The organism is Pseudoduganella chitinolytica (genome assembly GCF_029028125.1).
GTDB classification, from domain to species: domain Bacteria; phylum Pseudomonadota; class Gammaproteobacteria; order Burkholderiales; family Burkholderiaceae_D; genus Rugamonas; species Rugamonas chitinolytica.
Map to the genome: position 1 here is coordinate 4,245,969 of NZ_CP119083.1, position 26,167 is coordinate 4,272,135.

General features: G+C 67.0%; 21 protein-coding genes and 1 pseudogene. 7 read left to right on the forward strand and 15 right to left on the reverse strand.

What is annotated here, in order from left to right; all coding sequences use genetic code 11:
* Positions 1–14: 14 nt before the first annotated feature.
* Complete coding sequence (locus PX653_RS18850; RefSeq protein ID WP_277414278.1) at positions 15–1,286, reverse strand: ABC transporter substrate-binding protein; 1,272 nt, start codon at positions 1,284–1,286, stop codon at positions 15–17.
* Positions 1,287–1,632: 346 nt separating this feature from the next.
* Here PX653_RS18850 and PX653_RS18855 point away from each other — a divergent pair, with 346 nt between their 5' ends.
* The 6 genes and pseudogenes from PX653_RS18855 to PX653_RS18880 all read left to right on the forward strand — a co-directional run bounded on the left by PX653_RS18855 (position 1,633) and on the right by PX653_RS18880 (position 7,524).
* Positions 1,633–2,901: a maltoporin gene (locus PX653_RS18855; protein ID WP_277414279.1), complete on the forward strand. Its 1,269-nt coding sequence runs from the start codon at positions 1,633–1,635 to the stop codon at positions 2,899–2,901.
* 36 nt (positions 2,902–2,937) lie between these two features.
* A pseudogene (locus PX653_RS18860) lies at positions 2,938–4,175 on the forward strand (ABC transporter substrate-binding protein).
* A 138-nt stretch (positions 4,176–4,313) separates the two neighbouring features.
* Positions 4,314–5,309, forward strand: coding sequence for a carbohydrate ABC transporter permease (locus tag PX653_RS18865; RefSeq protein WP_277414280.1), 996 nt, complete (start codon positions 4,314–4,316; stop codon positions 5,307–5,309).
* Complete coding sequence (locus PX653_RS18870; protein ID WP_277414281.1) at positions 5,299–6,177, forward strand: carbohydrate ABC transporter permease; 879 nt, start codon at positions 5,299–5,301, stop codon at positions 6,175–6,177. The genes PX653_RS18865 and PX653_RS18870 overlap by 11 nt, the downstream gene beginning before the upstream one ends.
* 11 nt (positions 6,178–6,188) lie before the next feature.
* Entirely contained in the window at positions 6,189–7,313 is a 1,125-nt protein-coding gene (locus PX653_RS18875) for an ABC transporter ATP-binding protein (protein ID WP_277414282.1), read from the forward strand.
* Positions 7,314–7,392: 79 nt separating this feature from the next.
* A complete protein-coding gene (locus PX653_RS18880; protein WP_277414283.1) occupies positions 7,393–7,524 on the forward strand; it encodes a hypothetical protein in 132 nt (43 codons plus the stop codon).
* Positions 7,525–7,671: 147 nt separating this feature from the next.
* Here the strand turns inward: PX653_RS18880 and PX653_RS18885 are convergent, their stop codons facing one another.
* From PX653_RS18885 to PX653_RS18935, 11 genes are all read right to left on the reverse strand, one after another.
* Positions 7,672–10,356: a nitrate reductase gene (locus PX653_RS18885; protein WP_277414284.1), complete on the reverse strand. Its 2,685-nt coding sequence runs from the start codon at positions 10,354–10,356 to the stop codon at positions 7,672–7,674.
* 10 nt (positions 10,357–10,366) lie between these two features.
* Positions 10,367–11,575: an NAD(P)/FAD-dependent oxidoreductase gene (locus PX653_RS18890; protein ID WP_277414285.1), complete on the reverse strand. Its 1,209-nt coding sequence runs from the start codon at positions 11,573–11,575 to the stop codon at positions 10,367–10,369.
* Between the two features lie 10 nt (positions 11,576–11,585).
* On the reverse strand, positions 11,586–11,936 hold the full coding sequence (gene nirD, locus PX653_RS18895) for a nitrite reductase small subunit NirD (RefSeq protein ID WP_277414286.1): 351 nt from the start codon (positions 11,934–11,936) through the stop codon (positions 11,586–11,588).
* Between the two features lie 11 nt (positions 11,937–11,947).
* The gene (gene nirB / locus PX653_RS18900; protein WP_277414287.1) at positions 11,948–14,467 is read right to left on the reverse strand and encodes a nitrite reductase large subunit NirB; all 2,520 of its coding nucleotides are present in this window, start codon (positions 14,465–14,467) and stop codon (positions 11,948–11,950) included.
* 12 nt (positions 14,468–14,479) lie between these two features.
* Complete coding sequence (locus tag PX653_RS18905; protein WP_277414288.1) at positions 14,480–15,781, reverse strand: MFS transporter; 1,302 nt, start codon at positions 15,779–15,781, stop codon at positions 14,480–14,482.
* Between the two features lie 304 nt (positions 15,782–16,085).
* Positions 16,086–17,219 (reverse strand): CmpA/NrtA family ABC transporter substrate-binding protein, encoded by a 1,134-nt coding sequence (locus tag PX653_RS18910; protein ID WP_277414289.1) that lies wholly within the window; start codon positions 17,217–17,219, stop codon positions 16,086–16,088.
* Between the two features lie 33 nt (positions 17,220–17,252).
* Entirely contained in the window at positions 17,253–17,852 is a 600-nt protein-coding gene (locus tag PX653_RS18915) for an ANTAR domain-containing response regulator (RefSeq protein ID WP_277414290.1), read from the reverse strand.
* A 53-nt stretch (positions 17,853–17,905) separates the two neighbouring features.
* Complete coding sequence (locus PX653_RS18920) at positions 17,906–18,784, reverse strand: ABC transporter permease (RefSeq protein WP_371876353.1); 879 nt, start codon at positions 18,782–18,784, stop codon at positions 17,906–17,908.
* Entirely contained in the window at positions 18,781–19,608 is an 828-nt protein-coding gene (locus tag PX653_RS18925) for an ABC transporter ATP-binding protein (protein ID WP_277414291.1), read from the reverse strand. Before PX653_RS18925 ends, PX653_RS18920 begins: the two co-directional genes overlap by 4 nt.
* Before the next feature lies 1 nt (position 19,609).
* A complete protein-coding gene (locus tag PX653_RS18930; protein WP_277414292.1) occupies positions 19,610–20,605 on the reverse strand; it encodes an ABC transporter substrate-binding protein in 996 nt (331 codons plus the stop codon).
* 10 nt (positions 20,606–20,615) lie between these two features.
* Positions 20,616–21,515, reverse strand: a complete 900-nt coding sequence (locus tag PX653_RS18935) for a TauD/TfdA dioxygenase family protein (protein WP_277414293.1) — start codon at positions 21,513–21,515, stop codon at positions 20,616–20,618.
* Positions 21,516–21,618: 103 nt separating this feature from the next.
* On the opposite strand from PX653_RS18935, the gene PX653_RS18940 reads away from it, so the two are divergent.
* Positions 21,619–22,248, forward strand: coding sequence for a DUF2238 domain-containing protein (locus PX653_RS18940; RefSeq protein WP_277414294.1), 630 nt, complete (start codon positions 21,619–21,621; stop codon positions 22,246–22,248).
* 141 nt (positions 22,249–22,389) lie between these two features.
* Here the strand turns inward: PX653_RS18940 and PX653_RS18945 are convergent, their stop codons facing one another.
* The 3 genes from PX653_RS18945 to can form a co-directional block, all read right to left on the reverse strand.
* Positions 22,390–23,931, reverse strand: coding sequence for a UdgX family uracil-DNA binding protein (locus PX653_RS18945; protein WP_277414295.1), 1,542 nt, complete (start codon positions 23,929–23,931; stop codon positions 22,390–22,392).
* Entirely contained in the window at positions 23,928–25,157 is a 1,230-nt protein-coding gene (locus PX653_RS18950; RefSeq protein WP_277414296.1) for a putative DNA modification/repair radical SAM protein, read from the reverse strand. The genes PX653_RS18945 and PX653_RS18950 overlap by 4 nt, the downstream gene beginning before the upstream one ends.
* 237 nt (positions 25,158–25,394) lie before the next feature.
* The gene (can, locus tag PX653_RS18955) at positions 25,395–26,075 is read right to left on the reverse strand and encodes a carbonate dehydratase (protein WP_277414297.1); all 681 of its coding nucleotides are present in this window, start codon (positions 26,073–26,075) and stop codon (positions 25,395–25,397) included.
* Between the last annotated feature and the right edge of the window lie 92 nt (positions 26,076–26,167).

Sequence of the window (26,167 nt, forward strand, 5' to 3'; positions counted from 1 at the left end):
GCAGCTGAACTCATTTATTTGGTCTTGATGAAGGTGCGGGCGATGGTGCCCAGCCTGCGCTGGGTGTCGGCCACGGGGATGCTGTCGTCGAGGAAGAAGCGGTGCACCTCCGTGACGATCGCGTCGCGCACGGTCTCGTCGGTGGACATGCGGTGCACCAGGCTCGGGACCTGCGCCTCGGCACCGCTGTTGAACAGCTTCCAGGAGGCGCGCGCACAGGCGTCCATTTTCGCGAACGCCGGCTGGCGCAATACCGGGATCGATCCCTTGATCCGATTGTAGTCCGCCTGCACTGCGGGCGACAGCGCCAGCGCCGCAAGCTTTTCCTGCGCCGGCCGCGCTTCCGGCCGCGTGCCGACCATGCTGAGCGTATCGACGTTGTACAGGTGATAGCGGCCCGTGTCGGGCGCCGCGGCGCAGCCGAAGTCCACGTCCACGGCCTGGCCCTTCGACAGCAGTTCGCCCTTGGCCCAGTCGCCCATCACCATCATCGCGGCGCGCTGCCCGGCCAACTCCTGCAGGCTGTCGGGCCACATGCGCTCCTGGATCGGGCGGCCCATCCAGCGCTTCACCCCGCGCAACCGCAACAGGGCGGCCGCCAGGCGCCGATCGGCATAGGCCGCCGCGTCGCGGCGCACGAACAGGCCACGGTACAGGTCCGCGCCTTCGGCCAGCACCATCGTCTCGAACAGCGTGGCCACCTGCCACGGTTCGCTGCTCTGCGCCAGCGGCACGATGCCGGCCCGCTGCAGCTTGGCGGCGACCCGCTCGAACTCCTTCCACGTGGCCGGTACCGGCAGGCCCAGGCGCTGCAGCAGCTTGCGGTTGTAGAACAGCGTATTGATGCGATGGATACCGAGCGGCGCGGCGTAGACGTGGCCGTCATACTCGATCGTGCTGGCGACGGTAGGCAGCAACAGCTTGTTCCAGTGGCCGGCGGCGGCCACCGTGTCCAGTTCCAGCAGCAGGTTCAGGCGCGCCCAGTCGCGTACGACGATGGCGTTCAGCTGCGCGACCTCCGGCGCGTCCTTGGCCAGCATGCGGCTGCGCAGCACGATGCCCGCACCCACGCCGGAGCCGCTGGGCACCATGCTGTCGCGCCAGCCCACCTGCTGCTCGCCCAGGCGCCGCGCGATCAGGTCCACCGCCTTGCGCTCGCTGTCCGACGTCCACCAGTGCAGCACCTGCAGGGACTGGGCGTGCGCCGGCACCGCCGCGCACGCGCATGCGGCGAGGCACAGGGCCGCCAGGGCCTTGCGAACTGTGTGGTGGGTCGTCTCCGTCATCGCTGTGGGCCGCCTGCTGGGCAGCGCTTCTCATGGCTCGGCTGATTGCCGAGTGTCGGACTATACCCCAAAGCTTTCGTTAAATCATGGTAACTATCTGACACATTTTGCAAGAATACATGAGGATTTGTTGCGAAATGTTGCGAGCGGGTGGGCGGGCTCATATTGCCGTGTAATTTTATGTGAGCGGACCGCCTACTTCGCAATTAAGAATTTCATAAGAATCATGTACTTATAAAAAAACAACACATCCGGATGAGTTTGCTGGAGTCACAATTTTCCGAATGCTACTGTGCGCTCCGTACGGCAATATCAAGAACTAAACAAACTAAACTCCGGAGACAGCATGACCTGCAATCCCCTCTTCAAGCCCATGGCAGCCGCCATGGCGCTGGCTTTTGCCTGCGGCGCCGCCAACGCTGCCGAACGCGACGTCGAAGGTTTCCACGGCTACGTGCGCGCCGGCGTCGGCAACAGCAACCACGGCGGCAGCCAGAGCTGCTACGGCCTCGGCGGCGTCTCGATGACCTATCGCCTCGGTAACGAGTGCGACAGCTTCACCGAGCTGGGCTATACCAAGGAAGTGGCCAAGGCCGACAACGGCGTCAGCTTCGTCGCCACCTTCTGGGCGACCGCCTACAAGAACAGCTCCGACTTCGGCGACGCCGACCTGGAAGTGACGAAGGCCTACGTCGAGGCACGCGGCCTGCCGTTCCTGAACGGCGGTACGGCCTGGGCCGGCAAGCGCCACTACCTGCGTCCGGACATCCATATCCTGGACCTGCAGTACATCAACATGAACGGTACCGGTGCCGGTATCGACCGTTTCCCGCTGGGCCCAGGCAAGATCAGCTACGCGTTCTTCAAGGACAACGACCTGAACAACGTCGATCCCGTCACCGGCCGCGTCACCGATTCCACGTCGGCCACGCGCCAGAACATCCTGTACGAAGACCTGCCGGTAAACCCGGGCGGCACCATCGACTTTGCCGCGTCCATCATTACCGCCGAGGGCGAGGACAACACCACCCACAACGGCTGGCAGCTGTCGATGTTCCACCACCAGAAAGGTGTCCTCGGCGGTAACAACAAGTTCGGCCTGCAGTACGGCGTCGGCCCCGGCACCGGCATCGGCGGCGCCTGCTGCTCGCGCATGGGCCCATCCGGCAGCACGCTGCTGGGTTCGGACTACACCCGCGTGCGCGTGTTCGACGAGCTGTACCTGCAACCGACCCGCGACTTCGGCGTGTCCCTGATCGCCCTGTACCAGCGCGACAAGAACGGCCCGAACGGCGCCACCACCTGGACCACCGTCGGCGGCCGTCCGTCGTATGCCTTCACCGACAACTTCAAGCTGCAGGGCGAACTGGGCGTGAGCCAGCTCAAGTCCGACACCATCCCCGGCACCGCGCGCCTGACCAAGCTGACGATCGCCCCGACCATCGCCCTGTCGCGCGATTTCTGGTCGCGCCCCGAGCTGCGCCTGTTCGCCACCTACGGCAAATGGAACGACGCCGCCGCGCCACTGGTGAACGCCTTCAACAACGGCGGCCCGGTGTACGGCAAGGACACCAGCGGTTTCTCGTACGGCGTGCAGGTGGAAGCCTGGTGGTAATCGGCTGACGCGCTACAACACACAAGGAGACAAGTCATGAAACTGAAAGCCCTCGTATCGATGCTGGCCCTGGCCGGCGCCGCCGCCCAGGCCGCACCGCAAGTGGAAGTGCTGCACTACTGGACCTCCGGCGGCGAAGCCCGCTCGGCCGCCGAACTGAAGAAGATCATGGAGTCGAAAGGCGTGGCGTGGAAGGACTTCGCCGTGGCCGGCGGTGCCGGTGAAAACGCCGCCACCGCGCTGAAGGCGCGCGTGATGGCCGGCAGCCCGCCGACCGCCGCCCAGATCAAGGGCCCGGCGATCCAGGAATGGGGCCAGGAAGGCGTGCTGGCCAATATCGACCAGGCCGCCGCCGAAGGCAAGTGGGACGCGGCGCTGCCACCAGTCGTCACCAGCATCATGAAGTACAAGGGCCATTACGTGGCGGTGCCCGTCAACGTGCACCGCGTGAACTGGCTGTGGGTCAACCCTGCCGTGCTGGCCAAGGCCGGCGCCAAGGCCCCGACCAACTTCGCCGAGTTCTTCGACGCGGCCGACAAGATCAAGAAGGCCGGCCTGGTCGCGCTGGCCCACGGCGGCCAGCCGTGGCAGGACGCCACGCTGTTCGAATCCGTGGTGCTGGGCACCGGCGGCGCGGAGTTCTACAAGAAGGCCCTGGTGCAGCTGGACCAGGCCAGCCTGACGAGCCCCACGATGATCAAGAGCTTCGAGACGCTGGCGCGCATGAAGACCTACATCGACAAGGATGCCGCGGGCCGCGACTGGAACCTGGCCACCGCCATGGTCATCAACGGCAAGGCCGGCATGCAGTTCATGGGCGACTGGGCCAAGGGCGAGTTCACCGCCGCCGGCAAGGTGCCGGGCAAGGACTTCCTGTGCGTGGCCGCTCCCGGCACCGACAAGGCGTTCACGTTCAACATCGACTCGCTGGCCATGTTCAAGGTCAAGAACCCGAGCAGCAGAAGGCCCAGCTGACGCTGGCGAACGCGGTCCTCAGCCCCGCCTTCCAGGAGACGTTCAACCTGAACAAGGGCTCGATCCCCGTGCGCGCCGGCGCCGCCCGCGACAAGTTCGACAGCTGCGCGCAGAAGTCGATGGACGACATGGCCGCCACCAGCAAGAGCGGCGGCCTGGTCCCGTCGCTGGCACACGGCATGGCGGTCGACACCGCCAAGGCCGGCGCCATCCAGGACGTCATCGCCCGCTTCATGAACAGCACGATGACGCCGCAGGCAGCCGCGCAAGCCCTCGCCAAAGCCGCCAAGACGATGTAAGCCCGCTACCGTCGAGCTCGTGTCTCACCGCGGGGTCAGTCACCCCGGTGGGACACGGCCTCGTCGGTTGTAGCAACAAGGCCGCGCGCCGCCGCGGCCGTAGCCGTCCCACGCCCTGCGCTTTCCGGAGAATCCCCCATGTCCGTCACACCGTTGTTCTCTGCCACGCGGCCGCCTGCGCCCGTGACACCCGCGGCCGGCAAGACCGCCGCCAACGACAGTGCCGTCAAGCCGCCCGCGCGTCCTGGCAGCCGCTTCGGCGCGCTGGCCGATGCGTGGCTGCCGCGCCTCGTGCTGTCCCCTACCATCGTCGCCTCGCTGGTGTTCGTCTACGGCTTCATCGCCCTGACGGCCTACCTGTCGCTGACCGAATCGCGCATGATGCCCAACTTCGAGTACGCCGGCTTCGGCCAGTACGAGCGGCTGTTCGACATCGAACGCTGGTGGGTCTCCGCCGCCAACCTCGGCATCTTCGGCGGCCTGTTCATCCTGTTCTGCCTCGCCATCGGCCTGACCATGGCGATCCTGCTGGACCAGCGCATCCGCCATGAAGGCGCGCTGCGCGCCATCTACCTGTACCCGATGGCGCTGTCGTTCATCGTCACCGGCGCGGCCTGGAAGTGGATCCTGAATCCCGGCCTGGGCCTGGAAAAGATGATGCACGACTGGGGCTTCACCAATTTCACGTTCGACTGGTTGGTCGATTCCGACATGTCCATCTACACCGTGGTCATCGCCGGCGTGTGGCAGTCCTCCGGCTTCGTCATGGCCCTGTTCCTGGCGGGCCTGCGCAGCGTGGACGACAGCATCATCAAGGCCGCGATGGTGGACGGCGCCAGCCTGCCGACGATCTACTGGCGCATCGTGATCCCGTCGCTGCGCCCCGTCTTCTTCAGCGTGCTGCTGGTGTTGGCGCACATCGCCATCAAGAGCTTCGACCTGGTGATGGCCTTGACCGCGGGCGGTCCCGGCACGTCGTCCGACGTCCCCGCCATCTTCATGTACCAGTTCTCGTTCACGCGCGGCCAGCTTGGCCTGGGCGCCGCGTCCGCGATGATGATGCTGGCCACCGTGCTGGCCGTGCTGGTGCCGCTGATGTACCTGGAAACGAAAGGAGCGCGCCATGGCCGCTGAGCTGCATATCGAGAAGGGCCGCGTCGCGCCCGGCCGCATCGTCATCTACACACTGCTCGTGCTGGTGGCGCTGTACTACCTGGCACCGCTTTACGTGATGCTGACCACGTCCGTCAAGACGCTGGACCAGATCCGCACCGGCAACCTGCTGGACTTCCCGCTCGCGCCCACCACGGCCGCGTGGGCCAAGGCCTGGTCGGGCGCCTGCACGGGCGTCACCTGCGAGGGCCTGGCGCCCTACTTCTGGAACTCGGTGAAGATGGTGATCCCGGCCGTGCTGATCTCCAGCCTGATCGGGTCGCTGAACGGCTACGTGCTGGCGCACTGGCGCTTCCCGGGCCACAACGTGGTCTTCACGGCGCTGATGGTGGGCTGCTTCATCCCGTTCCAGGTGGTGATCCTGCCGATGGCGCGCCTGCTGGGGATGGCCGACCTGGCCAACACGACGACGGGCCTGGTGCTGGTGCACATCATCTACGGCATCGCGTTCACCACGCTGTTCTTCCGCAACTACTACGTGACGGTGCCCGATGAACTGGTCAACGCGGCGCGCATCGACGGTGCCGGCTTCTTCATGATCTACCGCCGCATCATCTTCCCGCTGTCGCTGCCCATCTTCATGGTCTGCTTCATCTGGCAGTTCACGCAGATCTGGAACGACTTCCTGTTCGGCGTGGTGTTCGGCGGCGCGGACGCGCAACCGGTCACGGTGGCGCTGAACAACCTGGTCAACACCTCCACCGGCGTGACCGAATACAACGTGAACATGGCGGCGGCGATCATCGCGGCGCTGCCGACGCTGGCGATCTACCTCGTCGCGGGCAAATACTTCGTGCGCGGCCTGACCGCCGGCGCAGTCAAAGGATAATTGGAGACATCATGGCAAGCTTATCGATCCGTAACGTGCGCAAGGTGTACCCGAACGGCGCCGACATCCTGAAGGGCATCGACCTCGACATCGAGGACGGCCAGTTCCTCATCCTCGTCGGCGGCTCCGGCTGCGGCAAGTCCACCCTGCTGAACATGATCGCCGGCCTGGAAACCGTGACCGAGGGCGAAATCCGCATCGGCGAGCGCGTCGTCAACGACGTGCCGCCGAAGGAGCGCGACATCGCGATGGTGTTCCAGTCCTACGCGCTGTATCCGACCATGACGGTGCGCGAGAACATCTCGTTCGGCCTGGGCATCCGCAAGGTGCCGAAGGCGGAGCAGGACAAGATCGTCGACCGCGTCGCCGAGACGCTGCAGATGAAGCACCTGCTGGACCGCAAGCCGGCCATGCTGTCGGGCGGCCAGCGCCAGCGCGTGGCCATGGGCCGCGCCATCGCGCGCGATCCGGCCCTGTTCCTGTTCGACGAACCGCTGTCGAACCTGGACGCCAAGCTGCGCGTGGAGATGCGTGCCGAGATCAAGCTGCTGCACCAGCGCCTGGGCGCCACCATCGTCTACGTCACCCACGACCAGATCGAGGCCATGACCCTGGGCGACCGCATCGCCGTCATGCGCGACGGCGTGGTGCAACAGTTCGGCAGCCCGCAGGAGATCTACGACAATCCCGCCAACCTGTACGTGGCCGGCTTCATCGGTTCGCCCTCGATGAACTTCCTGCGCGGCCAGCTGGTCGCGGAGAACGGCCTGTCGTTCGCGCTGGAGCACGGCGGTCGCACCACGCTGCTGCCGATCCCGGATGCGACGCCGGCGCTGCGCCAGTGGCTGGGCAAGCAGGTCATCCTGGGCATCCGGCCGGAACACGTGACGGACGCGGACAGCGCCCGCCGCATCGGCGCCACGACGGCGTACCACCCGACCGAAGTCGATTGCAAGGTCGAGATCACGGAACCGACCGGTCCGGACACGCTGGTGTTCAGCTGGTTCAACGGCACGCGCATCACGTGCCGCACACACCCGCGCGCCAATGCGCTGCCGGGCGGCGAAGTGAAGCTGGCGTTCGATCTGTCGAAAGCGGTGTTCTTCGATCCGCAGAGCGAACTGCGGATCGGCTGAATTTTCGCAGGGGCTTGGACGGAACTTCGCCGGGCAGGGAACGACCCAGCAAGGTAGTCCAACCCCACAGGAGAAAACCATGGCATTACCCGCACTTGCCGCAATCGTTCCCCAAGCCCTCTCGCTCGCCAAACCGCTGCTCGAAATCGCCCCGATGGCGATCAAGGGCCTGACCAGGGACGACGGCAAGAATCCCGACGACTCGGTCTGACCGCCAAAGAAGACTAGCGCTTGCTGGTCGCTGGCATTTACCGCACCCCAAGACCAGGAAGCCGGGGTCAGACCCGGCGGGTCTGACCCCAGAACTTGCCTTTGGGGTGCAAAAGCGGCACCGGGATGGCCCGCGGTGTCCGAATCTTTACTCTGCCGCCTCGGCCGCTTCCGCCCGTACCACGGCGATCAGCTGCCGGATCTCGGGCACGCACGAGCCGCAGTTGCCGCCCGCCTTGACGCAGGCCGTGACCTGCGCGGACGTCGCCAGGTCGTTCTCCCGGATCGCATTGCAGATCGTGTTGCGGCCCACGCCGAAGCACGAGCACACCGTCGGCCCAGCGTCCGCGCCCTGGCGCAGCGGCCGGCCGGCGAGCACGCCGGCACGTTCCTGGTCCGACAGGCGCTCGCTGGCGAACAGGCTGGCCAGCCAGGCCCGCTCCGGCAGGTCCGGGCGCGGCGACACGAACACGCATTGCACGATACGGTCGTCGACCAGGTGCACGGCGCGGTAGACGCCCGCGCTGCGGTCGCTGTACTCCAGCCAATCCGCGTCGTCATCCGTCACCTCCAGCAGTTCGCGCGCCCAGGCGCCGAAGTCGCCGATGCGGTTGCGGCCCGCCAGCTCATAGCGGCTGAAGCCCGCACCCTGCGCCTTGGTCCAGTAGGCCACCTGCTCCAGGCCGAGCGCAGCGCGGCTCAACACGAAGCCGTGCCACTGCACGGGGAAACGGTCCACCATCACGGGCGTGTGCTTGAACTCCGGCTCGCCCGAGACGGGATCGACGACGGGGTTGACCAGTGCGCCCACGCGCGCGTCGGACGATGTCTGGCCGTTCCAGTGGATCGGAATGAACACGCTGCCGCGCGCGATGCCGCCGCCGTGCCGCACGCGCGCCACCATGCTGCCCCAGTTCGAGCCGATGCGGGCCAATTCGCCCTCGCGCACGCCGCACAGCAGCGCATCCTGCGGGTGCAGGTCGACGAACGGCTCCGGCGTATGCTCGGCCAGCTTCGGCGCCCGGCCCGTGCGCGTCATCGTGTGCCACTGGTCGCGCAGCCGGCCCGTGTTCAGCACCAGCGGGAACTCGCCGCCGGCCTGGTTGACGGGCAGCCGCGGCGGCGTCGCCACAAAGCGAGCGCGCCCGTCCGGATGCGAGTAACGGCCGTCCGCGAACGGTGTCTTGCCGAGCGGCCAGCGCACCGGTTCCAGCGCGTCGTAGGCGGCGCGGTCCAGGCCGGCCAGCGTACCGATGTCGAACATGCGTGGCAGCTGTTCCGGCGTATTGCGCCAGGCGGACAGGCGGGCATGCTCGTCGAAGATTTCATGGACGGCCGCGTAGTCGAAGCCGGCGTAGCCAAGCCGCTGGGCGAACTGCGCCAGGATGCGCCAGTCCGCGCGGGCTTCGCCGGGGGCCGGCAGGAAGGCGCGCTGGCGCGAGATGCGGCGCTCCGAATTCGTCACCGTACCGTCCTTCTCGCCCCACGCCAGCGCCGGCAGCAGCACGTGCGCCAGCGCGTTGGTGTCCGTGTCCCGCACCACGTCCGAGACGACCACCAGTTCGCACTGGGCCAGCGCGCGCCGCACCTGCTCGGCGTCAGGCAGGCTGACCGCCGGGTTGGTGGCGACGATCCACACGGCTTTTACTGTTCCGGCCTCGATGGCCTGGAACAGGTCGACCGCCTTCAGTCCGGGCTTCTCGGCGATCGTCGGCGATCGCCAGAACTCGCGCACGGCGGCGCGGTGCGCGGCGTTGTCCAGGTCCAGGTGCGCGGCCAGCATATTGGCCAGCCCCCCCACCTCGCGCCCACCCATCGCATTGGGCTGGCCGGTGATGGAGAACGGCCCGGCGCCCGGCTTGCCGATGCGCCCGCCAACCAGGTAGCAGTTGACGATGGCATTGACCTTGTCGGTGCCGGCACTGGACTGGTTGACGCCCATCGAGAAGCCCGTGATCACCTTCGCGTTGGCGGCGAACGCCTCGTAGAACGCCAGCACGTCCTCCACCTTCAGGCGGCAGGCCTGCGCCACCTCCTCTGGGGTGATGCTGGCCGCGGCCAGCGCCGCGTCGAAGCCGTTGGTATGCGCGGCGATGAAGGCGGGATCGACGGCGCCGATCCCGTGCAGGTAAGTCAGCAGGCCATTGAACAGCCACACGTCGGTGCCCGGCTTGATGGACAGGTGCAGGTCGGCCAGCTCGCAGGTGGCCGTGCGGCGCGGGTCGATCACGACGACCTTCAGGTCCGGCCGCGCTTCCTTGGCCTTCGCGATGCGCTGGAACAGGATCGGGTGGCACCACGCCAGGTTGGACCCCACGAGCACGATCATGTCGGCCAGTTCCAGGTCGTCGTAGGAGACCGGCACGATGTCTTCGCCGAACGCGCGCTTGTGGCCCGCCACGGCGGACGACATGCACAGGCGCGAGTTGGTGTCGATATTGGCGCTGCCGACGTAGCCCTTCATCAGCTTGTTGGCGATGTAGTAGTCCTCCGTCAGCAACTGGCCGGAGACGTAGAACGCCACCGCATCCGGCCCGTGCTCGGCCACGATGGCACGCCATTGCGCGGCCACCTTGTCCAGCGCGGCATCCCAGCTCACCTGGCGCAGCACGCCATCCTCGCGCACGTGCGGGTGCAGCAGCCGGCCTTCCAGGCCCAGCGTTTCCCCCAGCGCCGAGCCTTTCACGCACAGCCGCCCGAAGTTGGAGGGATGGGCCGTATCGCCGGCAACGCTGGCCTGCTGGGCGCCCTGGGGCGTGGCGCGCACGCCGCAGCCGACGCCGCAGTAGGGGCACGTGGTACGAACGGAGAGGTGTTCCTGGGACAGGTTCATGGGATGACTTTCAGGCTGCCTGCGGCACGGGGCCGAACAGCAAATGATGGCGCAGCGCGGTGATGTCCGCGCCCTTCTGGATCAGGTCGAAATACCACGGGCCGTCCTGCACGTCGCCATACAGCACCGCGCCCGCCAGGCGGGGGCCGTCGAGCACGAGGCGCTTGTAGACGCCGCGGCGGGCGTCGCGCAGTACCAGGTCCTCGCTGCCCTCGCCGCCGATGAAATCGCCGACCGAATAGACGTCGATGCCGGTGACTTTCAACCGCGTGGGTGAGGCCTGCTGCACGTAGCGGCGGTGGCCGGTACCGGCCAGGTGCGCGGCGCAGACCCGGGCCTGCTCCCAGATGGGCGCGACAAGGCCGAAGGTGGCGCGGCGGTGCTGCACGCATTCGCCCACGGCGTACACGCGCGGGTCGTACGTCTGCAGCGTGTCGTCGACCACGATGGCGCGTTCGCAGTGCAGGCCGGCCGCCTGCGCCAGCGCGATATTGGGACGCACGCCGGCCGTCATCACGACGAGGTCGGCCGCGATCTCGCTGCCGTCCTTGAAACGGATGCCGGTGACGCGATCGGTGCCAACGATTTCGCTGGTCTGCGCATCGAGCAGGAAACGCATGCCGCGCTTCTCCAGCGCCGCCTGCAGCAGCTGCGCGGCGGGCTTGTCGAGCTGCTGGTTCATCAGCGCATCCGTCACGTGCACCACCGTGACTTCCATACCCTGGCGCATCAGGCCATTGGCCGCTTCCAGCCCCAGGAGGCCGCCGCCGATGACGACGGCACGGCGGTGGTCGCGCGCCGCGGCCAGCATGCCCTCGACGTCGCCGATGTCGCGAAACGCCAGCACGCCGGGCAATTGATGGCCCGGCACCGGAATGATGAACGGCTTCGAGCCGGTCGCCAGCAGCAGCCGGTCGTAGCGCACTTCCAGGCCCGAGCGGGCCCGCACGATGCGGCGCTGGCGGTCGATGTGCTCGACCGGATCGCCCGCGTGCAGCGCGATGCCATGTTCCGCATACCACTCGCGCGTGTTGAGCATGATGTCGTCCACCGTCTTCTCGCCGGCCAGCACGGGCGAGAGCAGGATGCGGTTGTAGTTGCCGTGCGGCTCGGCGCCGAACACCGTGATGTCGTACAGGTCCGGCGCCAGCGCCAGCAGCTCCTCCACCGTGCGCATGCCGGCCATGCCGTTGCCGATGACGACCAGCGCGGGTTTCATCCGTGCGTCCTCAGGCGCCCACCCAGACCTTGCCGCCATCGATGCGGGCCGGCCAGGTCGGAACGGAGTTCTCGGGCGCTTCCAGGCATTCGCCCGTCTGCAGGTCGAAGTGGTGCTTGTACAGCGGCGAGGCGACGACGATGCGCTCGCCCAGGTTGCCCACCAGCCCGCGCGACAGCACGCCGGCCTGCGCGTTCGGATCGTAGTTACCGATGGCGAACACGCGTGGCTCGCTGCCATCGTTCAAGCGGAACACGGCGACCTGCTCGCCGTTCAACAGCGCGGCCACGCCGGTGTTCGGCACGATATCGTCGACGCCGCACACGGCGGTCCAGCTGGCGGCTACATTTTCACGTTCCATGACAATTCTCCTCAGGCGACTTTGATGGGAATACGCTTGCGTTCCTCGACCGTGGCCGGACGGATCTGGCCGCGCTCTTCCATGAAGACGACGTTGTCGTCCGGTGCTTCGCTGTTGACGAACGTGCGGAAGCGCTTGCGCGTCTCCGGGTTGTTGACGGCTTCCTTCCACTCGCACGCATAGGTGTCGACGACACGCTGCATGTCCGCTTCCAGCTCGGCGGCCACGCCCAGCTTGTCGTCGATGACGACCTGCTTCAGGTAATCCAGCCCGCCTTCCAGGTTCTCGCGCCACGTGCTGGTGCGCTGCAGGCGGTCGGCGGTGCGGCTGTAGAACATCAGGAAGCGGTCGATGTACTGCACCAGGGTGGCCTTGTCCAGGTCCACGGCCAGCAGTTCGGCGTGGCGCGGCTTCATGCCGCCGTTACCGCACACGTACAGGTTCCAGCCCTTCTCGGTGGCGATGATGCCGACGTCCTTGCCTTGCGCCTCGGCGCACTCGCGGGTGCAGCCGGACACGCCGAACTTGATCTTGTGCGGCGTGCGCAGGCCCTTGTAGCGGTTCTCCAGCTCGATGGCCAGGCCCACGCTGTCATCGACGCCGTAGCGGCACCACGTCGAGCCCACGCACGACTTCACCGTGCGCAGCGACTTGCCGTAGGCATGGCCCGTCTCGAAGCCCGCTTCGATCAGCTCTTCCCAGATGGCCGGCAGCTGTTCGACGCGGGCACCGAACAGGTCGACGCGCTGGCCGCCCGTGATCTTGGTGTACAGGCCGTACTTCTTGGCGACCTGGCCGACGGCGATCAGGCCGTCCGGCGTCACCTCGCCGCCCGGCATGCGGGGCACCACGGAATACGTGCCGTCCTTCTGGATATTGCCGAGGAAGTAATCGTTCGAATCCTGCAGGCCGGCGTGCTCCTTCTTCAGCACGAAGTCGTTCCAGCACGTAGCGAAGATGTTGGCGGCCACCGGTTTGCAGATGTCGCAACCGAGGCCCTTGCCATGGCGTGCCAGCAGCTCGTCGAACGACTTGATCTGCCCCACGCGCACCAGGTGGAACAGCTCCTGGCGTGAGTGCGCGAAGTGCTCGCAGACATGGTTGTTGACGTCCATGCCCAGCTTCTTCATCTCCGCCTTCATGATCTGCGTGACGAGCGGCACGCAGCCGCCGCACGCCGTGCCGGCTCCCGTGCACTTCTTCAGCGCGCCGATCGACGTGGCGCCGCCGCCGACGGCCTCGCACAGCTTGCCCTTCGAGACGTCGTTGCACGAGCAGATCTGCGCGCCCGCCGGCAGCGCATCGACGCCCAGGCCCGCCTTGGCCTTGCCGTCCGCCTGCGGCAGGATCAGGAATTCGGGCGACTCGGGCAGCTCCATCTTATTGAGCATCATCTGCAGCAGGGTGCCGTATTCGGTGGCGTCGCCCACCATCACGCCGCCCAGCAGGTACTTGCCGCAGCTGGACACGATCAGCTTCTTGTAGATCTGCTTGCGCTCGTCGGTGAACTGGTAGCTGCGCGCGCCCTCCTCCTTCGCATGCGGGTCGCCGATGCTGGCGACATCGACCCCCATCAGTTTCAGCTTCGTGCTCATGTCGGCGCCCGTGAAGGCCGCTTCCTGGCCCAGCATGTGTTTCGCGGCCACGCGTGCCATGTCGTAGCCGGGCGCCACCAGGCCGAACACCTGCCCGTTCCACAGCGCGCACTCGCCGATCGCATACACATCCGGATCGGACGTGCGGCACGTGTCGTCGATGGCGATGCCGCCACGCGGGCCGATGGCCAGGCCGGCGGCCCGCGCCAGTTCGTCGCGCGGGCGGATGCCGGCCGAGAACACGATCATGTCCACGTCCAGGTGGGTGCCGTCGGCGAACTCCATGCGGTGCGCGCCCTGCTCGCCATCGACGATCTGCAGCGTGTTCTTGCCCGTGTGGACCGTCACGCCCAGTTCCTCGATCTTGGCGCGCAGCACGCGCCCGCCGCCATCGTCGACCTGCACCGCCATCAGGCGCGGGGCGAACTCGACGACGTGCGTGACGAGGTTCATGTCGCGCAGCGCCTTGGCGCATTCGAGGCCCAGCAGGCCGCCGCCGATGACCACGCCGGTTTTCAGCCGTTTGCCCGCCTCCAGCATCGCCTCGAGATCCTCGATGGTGCGGTAGACGAAGCAGTCCTTGCGGTCCTTGCCCGGCAGCGGCGGCACGAACGGGTACGAACCCGTGGCCAGCACCAGCTTGTCGTAGGTGAGTACTTCACCCGTGCTGGCGGTGACGGTCTTGCCAGCAGTGTCGATGGCGGTGGCACGGGCATTCAGTTGCAGCACGATGTCGTCACGGTCGAAGAAGCCCGGCTTGACCAGCGACAGCTCGTCCGCGCTTTTCCCGGCGAAGAATTCCGACAGGTGGACGCGGTCGTAGGCCGGACGAGGCTCTTCGCACAGGACGGTGACCTGCACGCCGGCATGCTGCTCCGCCAGGCATTCCAGGAATTTGTGGCCCACCATACCGTGGCCGATGACGACGATCTTCATGCTAAAGACTCCTTAAGCTGCGGCACGCGCCAGCGCGTGTTCTGCATTGGTGGAAGCGGAAAAGCGCAGGGCGATGGCACACAGCGCGGATGCGGTGACGAGCACGCCCAGGATCACCAGCGTCTGCTGGGTGCTGCCCACGCCCTTCATCAGGAAGCCGGCGGCGACCGCGCCCACGTTGCCGCCCGCGCCGATGATGCCGGTGACGCCGCCCAGCGCGCGCTTGTCGATGAACGGCACCAGCGCATACGTCGCGCCGCAGGCCATGTGCACGCACAGGCCGAAGGCGAGCATCGCAACGATGGCCATGACGACGTTGTCGGCGTGGGCGAACCAGATCAGGCCCGCGCCTTCGCCCAGCATCAGCACGAACAGCAGGGTGACGCGGCCATTCAGGCTGTTGCGCAGCGCGACCTTGTCGGAGACGTAGCCGCCCAGCGCACGGGCAAACAGCGCCAGCAGGCCGAAGCTGCCCGCGGCCATGCCGGCTTCCTTCAGCGACAGCTTGAACGTGTCGACGTAGTAGATGGCGGCCACGTTGTGGATGAACAGCTCGACGCCGAAGCACGCGCCGTAGGTGACGAACAGCAGCCACACGCGGTAGTTGGCGGCAGCCAGCTTGAAGCTGTCCCAGCCGCCCTTCTTACCGCCTTCGATCTCGATGCCGGCCGCGCGCAGCTCGGCGTAGTTACCCTGCGGGCAGTCCTGCGTGAAGCGCCAGTACAGGAGGCCCACGATCACCATCAGCACGCCCGGCACGATGAGCGCCAGGCGCCAGCCGAACGCTTCGTCCACGCCCAGCATGACGATGGCGGCCAGGAGCAGCGGCATGGTGGCCTGGGTGACGCCGCCACCCGCATTGCCCCAGCCGGCGGTGGCCGCGTTGGCGGTGCCGACGACACGCGGCGCGAACATCACGGACGTGTGGTACTGCGTGACGACGAAGCTGGCGCCGATCGCACCGATCAAGGTGCGGAAGAACAGGAAGCCTTCGTAGCTCTGCGCCGAGGCCACGCCGAACACGGGGATGGCGCCCAGCAGCAGCAGGCCCGTATGCGTCTTGCGCGGGCCGAAGCGGTCGCACATGGGGCCGACGATCATGCGCACGGCGATGGTGATGGCGACGGCGGCGATGTTGATATTGGCGATCTGCGCCGGCGTCAGGTTGAACTCGCCCTTGATGATGGGCATCAAGGGCGCACAGGCGAACCACGCGAAGAAGCAGACGAAGAATGCCATCCACGCCATGTGGAAGGCCCGCATCTGCGGCGTGTCGAACGAGAAGAGTTTGATGCTTTGAGCTTTGCTGGTCATTTTCACACCCCGTTTATCGTTTCCAAGCTCGAAAAAAAAGGCGCCCGTGCAGCACCGCTCGCAAACATTGCGCGGTGACTGCACGGACGCCGTTGTCCTGTTGCCGTACCCCTCGTTAGGCCGGCTGTGCTGGTGGGAGCGATCGCCGTTGACCCCTGCCCGTGTACCTGTCTACAGCGTTGCAAGAGCCGTGCCAGGCTTGATCAGGGGCGAACGTCGGGGAAAAAGCGGAAAGACGGGCGGGAAGTCGGGCTGGGGTGCGTATTCGCGGTGCAGCCCCGCCCAAGAATGGTGCAATGCAGCGTTAACGCTGCCGTATCGGGAAGGCGAGCGCGTAGCGCTCCGGATCGGCACCGTCCCAGGTGCCGCCGTCGAGCAGCGTCGCGCTGCGCAGGGAGTGCGGCAGCACCGCCACGCCCGCCAGTTCGGCCGCCTCGCGGTACAGCTGCAGGCGCGTGACGGCACGGGCCGTGCCCTCGTAATCGGGATGGGATTTCAGCAGGCCCCAGCGGCGGAACTGCGTCATGAACCAGATACCGTCCGACAGATACGGGTAGTTGGCGGCGCCGTCCTGGTGGAAGCACAACGGATGGGCGTCCTGCCACTGGCGGCCCATGCCGTCGTCGTACTGGCCCAGCATGCGCGGCAGCAGCGCGGCGCGGTCGGTGGCGACCGTGCCGCCGCCCGTCAGGATCTCCGCGGTGGCGCGGCGGTTTTCCACGCTGGCGTCGATCCAGCGGCTCGCTTCCAGCACGGCGGCAACCAGCGCGCGGCACGTGTTCGGGTGGGCATCGGCAAACGCGCGCGACGTGGCCAGCGCCTTTTCCGGATGATCGGGCCAGATCTGCTGGCTGGTGGCGACGGTGACGCCGATGCCGTCCATGACGGCGCGCTGGCCCCATGGCTCGCCGGCGCAGAAACCGTCCATATGCCCTTCCGTCAGGTTGTAGACCATCTGCGACGGCGGCACGGTAATGGCGCGCACGTCGCGCAACGGATCGATGCCGTGCGCCGCCAGCCAGTAATACAACCACATCGCGTGGGTGCCGGTCGGGAAGGTCTGGGCAAACACGTAGCTGCGCCGCTCGCCTTGCATCAGGGCCGCCAGCGATGGCCCGTCGACGGCGCCCTGCGCCATCAGCCGGCGCGACAGGGTAATGGCCTGGCCGTTGCGGTTCAGGTTCATCAGCACGGCCATATCATGGCGCTGGGCGCCGATGCCCAGCTGGGTGCCGTACACCATGCCGAGCAACGCGTGGGCCGCATCGAGCTCGCCCGTGACCAGCTTGTCGCGCACGCCGGCCCAGGAGGATTCGCGGCTGAGGACAATTCGGATGCCGTGCCGCTCGTCGAGGCCCAGCACGGCGGCCATCACCAGCGAGGCGCAATCGGTCAGCGGATTGAAGCCGATCCGGACGGCCTGTTTTTCAATGTGCATAGTTATTCCCCAAGGGCGCACCAGCATTGTGCATCACCCCAGCAAATCCTCCACGTCCAGCAGCCGCTGCGCGACCTCGGCCAGTTTCAGGTTCTTGTTCATCGCCATCGTGCGCAGGCGCTGGTAGGCCTGGTCCTCGCTGATGCCGTGGCGCGCCATCAGCACCCCCTTGGCGCGGTCGATGACCTTGCGCTCGGCCAGCTTGTGCTTCGTGTCGGCCAGTTCGTGCAGCAGCTTCTGCTCCTTGCGAAAGCGCGCCAGTGCCACGTTCAGCACGGGTTTGATGCGCTCGGGCTGCAGGCCCGCGACGATGTATGCCGACACGCCCGCCTCCAGCGCGGCCTCCATCGACGACGTCTTGTCGTCGTCGGTGAACATGACGATGGGACGGCGCTCGTCGCGCGTGGCGACGACAATGTGCTCCAGCACATCGCGCGCATCCGATTCGGCGTCCACGATGATCATGTCGGGCTGCAGCTGGGCGATGCGTTCGGGCAGGTGGAGATCGGCCGGCAGCGACGCGACCAACTCATAGCCGGCCTCGGTCAGCCCGGCCTGCAGCGCGGCGGCGCGCAGCGACGCGTCGCTTTCGCGGGGCGGATGGACAAGGACGATACGGAGATGGCGGCTCATGCCCTATTGCAGAGCAAGAATCGCGCCAGGGCGGTGCAGCGCCCGCTACGCCCTTACACGGCGGTGCGCTGCATGCCCCAGCGGCGCACCGTGCCCCGTTCCAGTGCGGCGAACAGCAGGTTTTCGATCGCCAGCCCGATCAGGATGACGGCGGCCAGGCCCGCAAAGACCTTGTCGGTATACAGTTCGTTCCGGTTCTGGAAGATGTACCACCCCAGCCCGCCCTGGCCGGACGAGGCGCCGAACACCAGTTCGGCGGCGATCAAGGTGCGCCACGCAAAGGCCCAGCCGATCTTCAGGCCGGACAGGATCGCGGGCAGCGCGGCCGGCACGAGGATCTGCACGACGAACGCCAGCCCGCGCAGGCCGTAGTTGCGGCCGGCCATGCGCAGCGTTTCCGGCACGGCCTGGAAGCCGGCGTACGTGCCCAAGGCGAGAGGCCACAGCACGGCATGCACGATGACGAACACGAGGCTGGCGTGGCCGAGCCCCAGCCACAGCATGGCCAGCGGCAGCAGCGCAATCGCCGGCAAGGGATTGAACATCGACACCAGCGTTTCCAGCAGGTCGCGGCCGAACCGCGTCGACACCGCCAATGCCGTCAACACGAAGGCGCTGGCGATACCGGCCGCGTAGCCCTGCGCCAGCACGGCCAGCGACACGCGCACCTTGTCCAGCAGCTCGCCGCTGGCGATCCCGGCGCCGAACGCGCGCGCCGTCTGCAGGAACGTGGGCAGCAGCAGGTCGTTGTCCTGCCAGCGCGCCAGCACTTCCCACAGCAGTGCCAGCGCCACCAGCAGCCCGGCCTTGCGCACGCCACCGTGGTCCCACAGGCGCGCGGCCAGCGGCAGCGGACGTTGCAGGTCGGCCGTGGCGGCAGGCGCCAGCTCGGCCAGGTATTCCTGCCGGATGGGCGGGTCGAACGTGCTCACAGGGCGATCCTTTCCTCGTGCGCGGCCGGCGCGCCGGCTGCGTCGAACAGCAGGCCGTGGATGCGCTGCGCGGCCGCCTGGAACTCGGCGCTGCCGCCGCTGGCCAGGCCGAACTGGTGGCTGTTCAGCTCCGCCCGCACACGGCCCGGATGCGGCGACAGCAGCAGGATGCGGTTGCCCACCACCAGCGCTTCCTCGATCGAGTGGGTGACGAACAGCAGCGTGAACGGGGCTTCCTCCCACAGCTTCGTCAGCGCCTCCTGCATGGTGCGGCGGGTCAGGGCGTCCAGCGCCGCAAACGGCTCGTCCATCAGCAGCACCTTCGGTTGCAGCGCCAGCGCACGGGCGATCGCCACGCGCTGCTTCATGCCGCCGGACAGCGTGTGCGGATACGCGTCCTTGACGCGCGCCAGCCCGACGCGGGCGATCCAGTCCAGTGCGCGCTCGCGCGCTTCGACGCGCGTCAGCCGTTTCGCCGCCAGCAGCGGGAACATGACGTTCTCCAGCACCGTCTTCCACGGCGGCAGCTGGTCGAACTCCTGGAACACGGCCATGCGGTCCGGCCCCGGCTGGGTGACGGCACGGCCATCGAGTTCGATGCTGCCGGCAGCGGGGGCGATAAAGCCGCCCACAGCCTTCAGCAGCGACGACTTGCCGCAGCCGGATGGACCCAGCAGCACGAAGCGGTCGCCGTCGAACACGTCGAAGCTCACGTCCTGCGTGGCGCGCACGGTGGCGCCACCGCTGCGGTATTGCAGCGTGACGTCGCGCACCTGCAGCAGGGGCTGCGGTCCCGGCGGGGCGACCATGCGCAGGGGCCGCATGTCAGCTGCCGTCCTTGACGAGCGCATCGTCGAAGAAGTAGTCGCGCCAGCTGGTCGCGCGGTTCTTCACGGCGCCAACCTTGTGCATGAACTGCGCCAGGCCCAGGGTATTCTGCGGCGCGATGCGGAACTGCACTTCCGGATTCTTGAAGATCTTCAGCAGCAAGGCACGATCCACCTTGCTCTTGTTGACTTTCAGGTAGACGTCGGCCGCCCCTTCCGGATTTCTTGCCGCGAAATCGGCTGCCTCGGCCAGCGCCTGCACGAAGGCACGGTACGTCTTCGGATTCTCGCTGCGGTATTGTTCGGTGGCGTACAACAGCGTCGAGGACGACGGTCCGCCCTGCACGTCGTAGGACTTCAGCACCACGTGCGCGTTGGGGTTCTGGGCCAGCTCCTGCTCCTGGAACGGCGGCGTGGCGAAGTGGCCCGTGATCTCGGTGCCGCCGGCGATGATGGCATTGGCCGCATCCGGATGGGGCAAGGTCTGCGTGATCTTGTCCAGCCGCGCGAACGCCTTGTCGCCCCACTGCTTCGCCACGGCCATCTGCAGGATGCGCGCCTGCACGGAGACGCCGACGGCGGGCAGGCCGATGCGGTCCTTGTCGGTGAAGTCGGCAATCGTCTTCACCTTCGGGTTGTTGGTGACGAGGTAATACGGGAAGCTGCCCAGCGCGGCCACGCCACGCACGTTGTGGCGCCCCTTGGTGCGGTCCCACAGCGTGATCAGCGGCCCCACGCCGGCGCTGCCGACATCGATGGCGCCGGCCAGCAGCGCGTCGTTGATGGCGGCGCCGCCGGAGAGCTGGGTCCACTCGACCTTGATGTCGACACCGGCCTGCCTGCCGTATTTTTCGATGAGCTTGTGCTCCTGGGCGATATTGAGCAGCAGGTAGGTGACGCCGTACTGCTCGGCGATGCGCAGGCGCCCTTCGGCCTGGGCGTTGGCGGCCAGCGCCAGCGCGATGGCGCCGGCGGCGATGCGGAGTCGGTTCATGCGTTCTCTTTCAGTAGGGGACGTCGCCCTCGATGGTGGTGCGGTACAGCGTGCGGCGCTGGTCGGCCGGACAGCCGGCCGCCAGGTGCATCAGCGAGCGGTTGTCCCAGAACACCATGTCATGCGGCTGCCAGCGGTGCCGGTAGATGTGCCCGGGCCGCACGCTGTGCGCGAACAGTTCGGCCAGCAGCGCGTCGCTCTCGTCCCTCGGCAGGCCGACGATGCGCGTCGTGAAGTGCTCGCTGACGAACACCGCCTGGCGTCCCGTTTCCGGGTGCGTGCGCACGACGGGATGGACGACGGCTTTCACTTCGTCGATCTGCGCCTGGGTGAGGTTGGGTCGCCACGGGCTGCGCTTCTGCAGCGCGGCATACTGCTTCAGGTAGCTGTGCTCGGCCTGGCGGCCCCGCACCGCCTCGCGCAGCGCGGCCGGCAAGGTATCGAAGGCCAGGTGCATGTTGGCGAACAGCGTGTCGCCGCCCTCGGCCGGCAGCTCCTGGGCGTGCAGCAGGGAGCCCAGGCTCGGCTTGTCCTTGTACGACAGGTCGGAGTGCCAGAAGTGGCCGGCGTCGCCCAGCCCGATCGGTTTGCCGTCTGCGACGACGTTCGAGACGACCAGCACTTCCGGGGTTCCCGCCAGCTGGAAGTTGCGCAGTACATGAATCTGCAGGGGGCCAAACAACCTGGAAAAGTCGACCTGCTGCTGCGGCGAGATGCGTTGATCGCGGAACACGAGTACATGGTGTTCCAGGTGCGCGGCATGGATCGCTTGCAGCGCATGGCGGTCCAGCGGTCGGTGCAGGTCGAGGCCAACCAATTCGGCACCGAGGGGGCCATCGAACGGGCGGATCTCCAGGGGGACACTGGACTGCGCGACTGCACTGACCTCCAAACTCACCACGGCATTCATTGACATGCTCCAGCTGACGGGATTTCAGTATGTGCCGGCGCCCCAGGTATGAAAACGAATGCTTTTTACTATTAATATGCGGTTTTCATTGCCTGGAGAGTTTGTGACGTCCGCCCCGAAACCGCTGCACTGGCTGCTGATCGCCGCCACCCTCGTTGTCCTGGCATGGTCCGGCCTTGCACCCTACGACCGCGCCACCTGGTGGATGGAGGTCGCGCCCGTGCTCATCGCGCTGCCGCTGCTGGCCGCCACCTACCGGCGCTTCCCGCTGACCGACCTGCTGTACTGCCTGATCGCGCTGCACGCCGTCGTGCTGATGGTCGGCGGGGCCTACACGTATGCGCGCGTGCCGTTCGGCTTCGACCTGCAGCACTGGCTGCACCTGGAGCGCAATCCGTACGACCGCATCGGCCACTTCATGCAGGGCTTCGTGCCGGCGCTGGTGGCGCGCGAGATCCTGCTGCGCGGGCGCTACGTGACGGGCAAGGGCATGCTGGGCTTCCTGTGCCTGTGCGTGGTGATGGCGATCAGTGCGTGGTATGAACTGATCGAATGGGGCGCCGCTGTCGCGCTGGGCCAGGGTGCGGACGAGTTCCTCGGTACCCAGGGCGATCCGTGGGATACACAGTCGGATATGTTGATGGCGATGATCGGGGCTTTGAGCGCCTTGGTATTGCTGGCACCGTGGCAGGACCGGCAGATCGCGGCGGTATTAAAGAAGAGCCGGGGCTGATCTTACGCCGCAAAGCTCGCAGCAAGCTGTTGCCTGTCCTCGGCTTTTTTCACCCCAGAAGCGAAGGGCCGGGGTCAGACCCGCCGGGTCCGACCCCAGTTCCTGGTCTCGGGTTTACGGTGCGTGCGCGGCACGCAAGCGTCACAGCTTGCCCGGCGCCTCGCCATCCGCCAGCCGCTGCGCCGTCTTCAATGCTTCGACGATCGCGGCCACCGCCTCATGCCGCGCCTCGGCGCTGGGCACGCGCAGCGCATACGACGGGTGGTAAGTGACGACGATCCAGCGGCCATCATGCTGGAACGGCTGCCCCATGTAGTCCTTCATCGTCACGCTGCCCGACTGCAGGATCGACTTCAGCGCCGTGCTGCCCAGCGCGACGACGATGTCCGGCGCGATCGTTTCCAGCTCCGTCTCGAGCCAGTAATGGCACGCCATCACTTCCTTCTGCGCCGGGGTCTTGTGCAGGCGCCGCTTGCCGCGCGGCTCCCATTTGAAATGTTTGACGGCGTTGGTGATGTAGACCTTCCGGCGGTCCATCCCTGCCTCATCCATCGCCTTGTCCAGCAGCGCCCCGGCGGGACCGACGAACGGCTTGCCGGCCAGGTCCTCCTGGTCGCCGGGCTGTTCGCCCACCAGCATGATCTTCGCGCGGCGGGCGCCCTGCCCCGCCACCGCCTGCGTGGCGTTCTGCCACAGGTCGCAGCGGCGGCAGTCGTCCAGCGAGCTGGGTTGCTGCCGCTCCGGCGCGGCCTTCTCGGCCGCGATGGGGATCGTGGTGCCGGTGCGCTTGCCGACCGTGTCCAGCTGGCCCACCTTGCGCGCGCCGGCGGCGGCCTGCGACACCATGTGCGGCACCACGGCCGCCTCGGGCAGGTTCTTCCAGAAGCGGGTGCGGATATGGCCGTGCATGATGTCCGCGTTCAGGCGCGCGGGATTGAAGATGCTGCGGTAGTACGTCAGCCACAAAGCCTCGCCGCTGTCCTCCACGTCCGCCGCGCTGCGCATCAGCGGCCCCGTGCCGTGCAGGCGCTTGCCATCCCACAGCACGGTGGCTTCGGGCGTGCCGATCATCCAGCTGATCTTGCCCATCCGTTTGGCGAAATGCTGCGCGACCTGCGGCAGCACGTCGTGCGCCGGCTCGAACCACGCGACGAAGCGGGGATCGCCCGCCGCCGGCGGCCGTTCCCGGAAGCGCAGGTAGGCATGCATATCGTGTTCTTCGTGGCGCACCGCTTTCACCATGTGCTGCAGGCGCGCGCCGTCTTCGTCCGCCATCGACAGGATCTCCTGTTGTCCCAGCTGCCAGCGCCACACGATCTTGTACAGGAACCCCCAGCGGTCCGGGGCGCGGTAGCAGGCGGCGCTTTGCAGCATTTCCATCAACGTGCGGGGAATGCGTGGCTGCGGCGCCGGCGGCTGTTCCAGCAGCCCGGCCGGCAGCATGGGCGCCAGTCCCGCATTGCCCGCGCTGAGCAAATCGCCGTGCGGCGTTTCGCTGCCGGACCATTGTACGGATTCGGGCGGGACCCGGCGCACGATCAGGTCGCGCGCCGCCGTGCGGAAGTCGCCGAAGGAGGCGACGGGAATCGGGTGGCCGGCAATCGCCAGCGCGACGGCGTCGATGGGCGCGGCGGTATCGTCGGCATCGCCCGGCGACGTCGACGGCACTGCGTCGCCGCTCATGCGGCCTGCAGCTCCGGCCACAGCGGCATCTGCTGCTGCACGTCCGCCATCGAGCGGCGCAGCGCTTCCGACGGGGTGGTGTCGCGCGCCGGCCGGTAGTCGGCCGTGACGATGAACGGCGCGATCTTCTTCATGCTGCACTTCAACCGGACCAGGTCGGCATAGCGCACCTGGCGCATGCGCCGCAGCTCGACGATGCGCTTGGCGTTGCGCAGGCCGATGCCCGGGATGCGGGCGATCATGGCGGGTTCGGCGCGGTTCAGGTCCATCGGGAAGTGCTCCCGGTTGGCCAGCGCCCAGGCCAGCTTCGGGTCGATGTCCAGCGCCAGGTTGCCGGCCGCCGGCAGCAGCTCGCCGACCTGGAAGCCGTAACTGCGCAACAGGAAATCGGCCTGGTACAGGCGGTGCTCGCGCAGCATCGGCGGCGGCGCCAGCGGCACCGATTTCGGGCTTTGCGGGATCGGGCTGAACGCGGAGTAATACACGCGCTTCAGCTTATAGCTGCCGTACAGCGTCTCGGCCGTCGTCAGGATGCGCTGGTCGTCGCTGGCATCCGCGCCCACGATCATCTGCGTGCTCTGGCCGGCCGGCGCGAACTTCGGCGCCTTGGGCTCCGCTTCCTTCTCGTCCAGCTTCAGGCGGATATTGCCCATCGCGAGCTTGATCGTGTGGACGCTCTTCTCGGGCGCCAGGCGCTGCACGCTGTCCTGCGTGGGCAGCTCGATGTTGACGGACAGGCGGTCGGCGTAGCGCCCCGCCGCGTCGATCAGGGCCGGATCGGCATCGGGAATCGTCTTCAGGTGGATGTAGCCGCGGAACTGGTGCACCTCGCGCAGCTCGCGCGCGATGGCGACCAGCTGCTCCATCGTGTAGTCGGCCGACTGGATGATGCCGGAGCTCAGGAACAGGCCGTCGATGTAGTTGCGCAGGTAGAAGTCGACCGTCAGCTTGACCACTTCGTCGACGGTAAAGCGGGCGCGCGGCACGTTCGACGTGCGCCGGTTGACGCAGTACTGGCAATCGTAGATGCAGAAATTCGTCAGCAGGATCTTCAGCAGCGAGACGCAGCGGCCGTCCGGCGTGTAGCTGTGGCAGATGCCCATGCCGTTGGTGGCGCCGATACCGTCCTTGCCCTCGGACGAGCGCTTGGGCGCGCCACTGCTGGCGCACGACGCGTCGTACTTGGCCGCATCGGCAAGGATTTCCAGTTTGTCGTTCAGTTCCATGGCCGGCCTTGACTGTATGGACATACAGTATACCCGAGCTGACGCTGGCGCGGCGCTCGGGTGGCGGGGCAATGGCGGGTCAGGACATTTTTAAGTTCGGCACTGTCGCGGGTTTCAGCGCAGCTCGCTGGACACAGCCGTTTCAAACCCACAAGCAGAGACTGGGGTCAGACCCGGCGGGTCTGACCCCGGCCTTCGGTCCAGGGTGCGAAGGCCTGATCCGTGTGTCCGCCGACTTTACTCGACGGGGGTTTCGTTGTAGCGGGTCAGGCGGGCCGACAGGCGCGGCGCCAGTTCATTGTGGTTGTTGACGCTCATGCCCAGGTCGTGCAGGTGGCCGTCCTTCAGGCCGTAGACCCAGCCGTGCACGCTCAGTGCCTGGCCGCGGTCCCATGCGTCCTGCACGATCGTCGTGGAGCAGACGTTGACGACCTGCTCGACCACGTTCAGCTCGCACAGCTTCTCGCTGCGCTTGCGCTCGTCCAGCACGGTGCCCAGGTAGCGCTCGTGCTTCTGGCTGACGTCCTGCACGTGGCGCAGCCAGTTGTCGGCCAGGCCCACGCGGTTGCCCGTCAGCGCGGCATGCACGCCCTTGCAGCCGTAGTGGCCCACGATGATGACGTGCTTGACCTTCAGCACGTCGATGGCGAACTGCAGCACGGACAGGCAGTTCAGGTCGGAGTGGACGACAACGTTGGCGATGTTACGGTGCACGAACACGTCGCCCGGCGCCAGGCCCAGCAGTTCATTCGCGGGCACGCGGCTGTCGGAGCAGCCAATCCACAGGTATTCAGGCGATGCCTGCGCGGCGAGGCGGCGGAAGAATTCCGGGTCGCGCTCGACCATCGAGTCGGCCCAGCGGCGGTTATTGTTCAGCAGGTCCTGCAGGGCGGAAGGGCTGTCGATACGGTCGCTCATGATATTCCTTTCAGACATGACAAAGCCGCCAATCGCCTCGCGGCAAGGGGCGGCCGATGTGAAGCAGGCGGTAGTTTACCTGATCCGGGCCG

Coding starts and splice junctions, on each gene's coding strand:
- PX653_RS18930 (WP_277414292.1), bottom strand. CDS start 20,605: ATGAACCGACTCCGCATCGCCGCCGGCGCCATCGCGCTGGCGCTGGCC.
- nirD (WP_277414286.1), bottom strand. CDS start 11,936: ATGGAACGTGAAAATGTAGCCGCCAGCTGGACCGCCGTGTGCGGCGTC.
- PX653_RS18855 (WP_277414279.1), top strand. CDS start 1,633: ATGACCTGCAATCCCCTCTTCAAGCCCATGGCAGCCGCCATGGCGCTG.
- PX653_RS18865 (WP_277414280.1), top strand. CDS start 4,314: ATGTCCGTCACACCGTTGTTCTCTGCCACGCGGCCGCCTGCGCCCGTG.
- PX653_RS18850 (WP_277414278.1), bottom strand. CDS start 1,286: ATGACGGAGACGACCCACCACACAGTTCGCAAGGCCCTGGCGGCCCTG.
- PX653_RS18945 (WP_277414295.1), bottom strand. CDS start 23,931: ATGAGCGGCGACGCAGTGCCGTCGACGTCGCCGGGCGATGCCGACGAT.
- PX653_RS18915 (WP_277414290.1), bottom strand. CDS start 17,852: ATGAGCCGCCATCTCCGTATCGTCCTTGTCCATCCGCCCCGCGAAAGC.
- PX653_RS18935 (WP_277414293.1), bottom strand. CDS start 21,515: ATGAATGCCGTGGTGAGTTTGGAGGTCAGTGCAGTCGCGCAGTCCAGT.
- nirB (WP_277414287.1), bottom strand. CDS start 14,467: ATGAAGATCGTCGTCATCGGCCACGGTATGGTGGGCCACAAATTCCTG.
- PX653_RS18880 (WP_277414283.1), top strand. CDS start 7,393: ATGGCATTACCCGCACTTGCCGCAATCGTTCCCCAAGCCCTCTCGCTC.
- PX653_RS18910 (WP_277414289.1), bottom strand. CDS start 17,219: ATGCACATTGAAAAACAGGCCGTCCGGATCGGCTTCAATCCGCTGACC.
- PX653_RS18870 (WP_277414281.1), top strand. CDS start 5,299: ATGGCCGCTGAGCTGCATATCGAGAAGGGCCGCGTCGCGCCCGGCCGC.
- PX653_RS18890 (WP_277414285.1), bottom strand. CDS start 11,575: ATGAAACCCGCGCTGGTCGTCATCGGCAACGGCATGGCCGGCATGCGC.
- can (WP_277414297.1), bottom strand. CDS start 26,075: ATGAGCGACCGTATCGACAGCCCTTCCGCCCTGCAGGACCTGCTGAAC.
- PX653_RS18905 (WP_277414288.1), bottom strand. CDS start 15,781: ATGACCAGCAAAGCTCAAAGCATCAAACTCTTCTCGTTCGACACGCCG.
- PX653_RS18885 (WP_277414284.1), bottom strand. CDS start 10,356: ATGAACCTGTCCCAGGAACACCTCTCCGTTCGTACCACGTGCCCCTAC.
- PX653_RS18950 (WP_277414296.1), bottom strand. CDS start 25,157: ATGGAACTGAACGACAAACTGGAAATCCTTGCCGATGCGGCCAAGTAC.
- PX653_RS18875 (WP_277414282.1), top strand. CDS start 6,189: ATGGCAAGCTTATCGATCCGTAACGTGCGCAAGGTGTACCCGAACGGC.
- PX653_RS18925 (WP_277414291.1), bottom strand. CDS start 19,608: ATGCGGCCCCTGCGCATGGTCGCCCCGCCGGGACCGCAGCCCCTGCTG.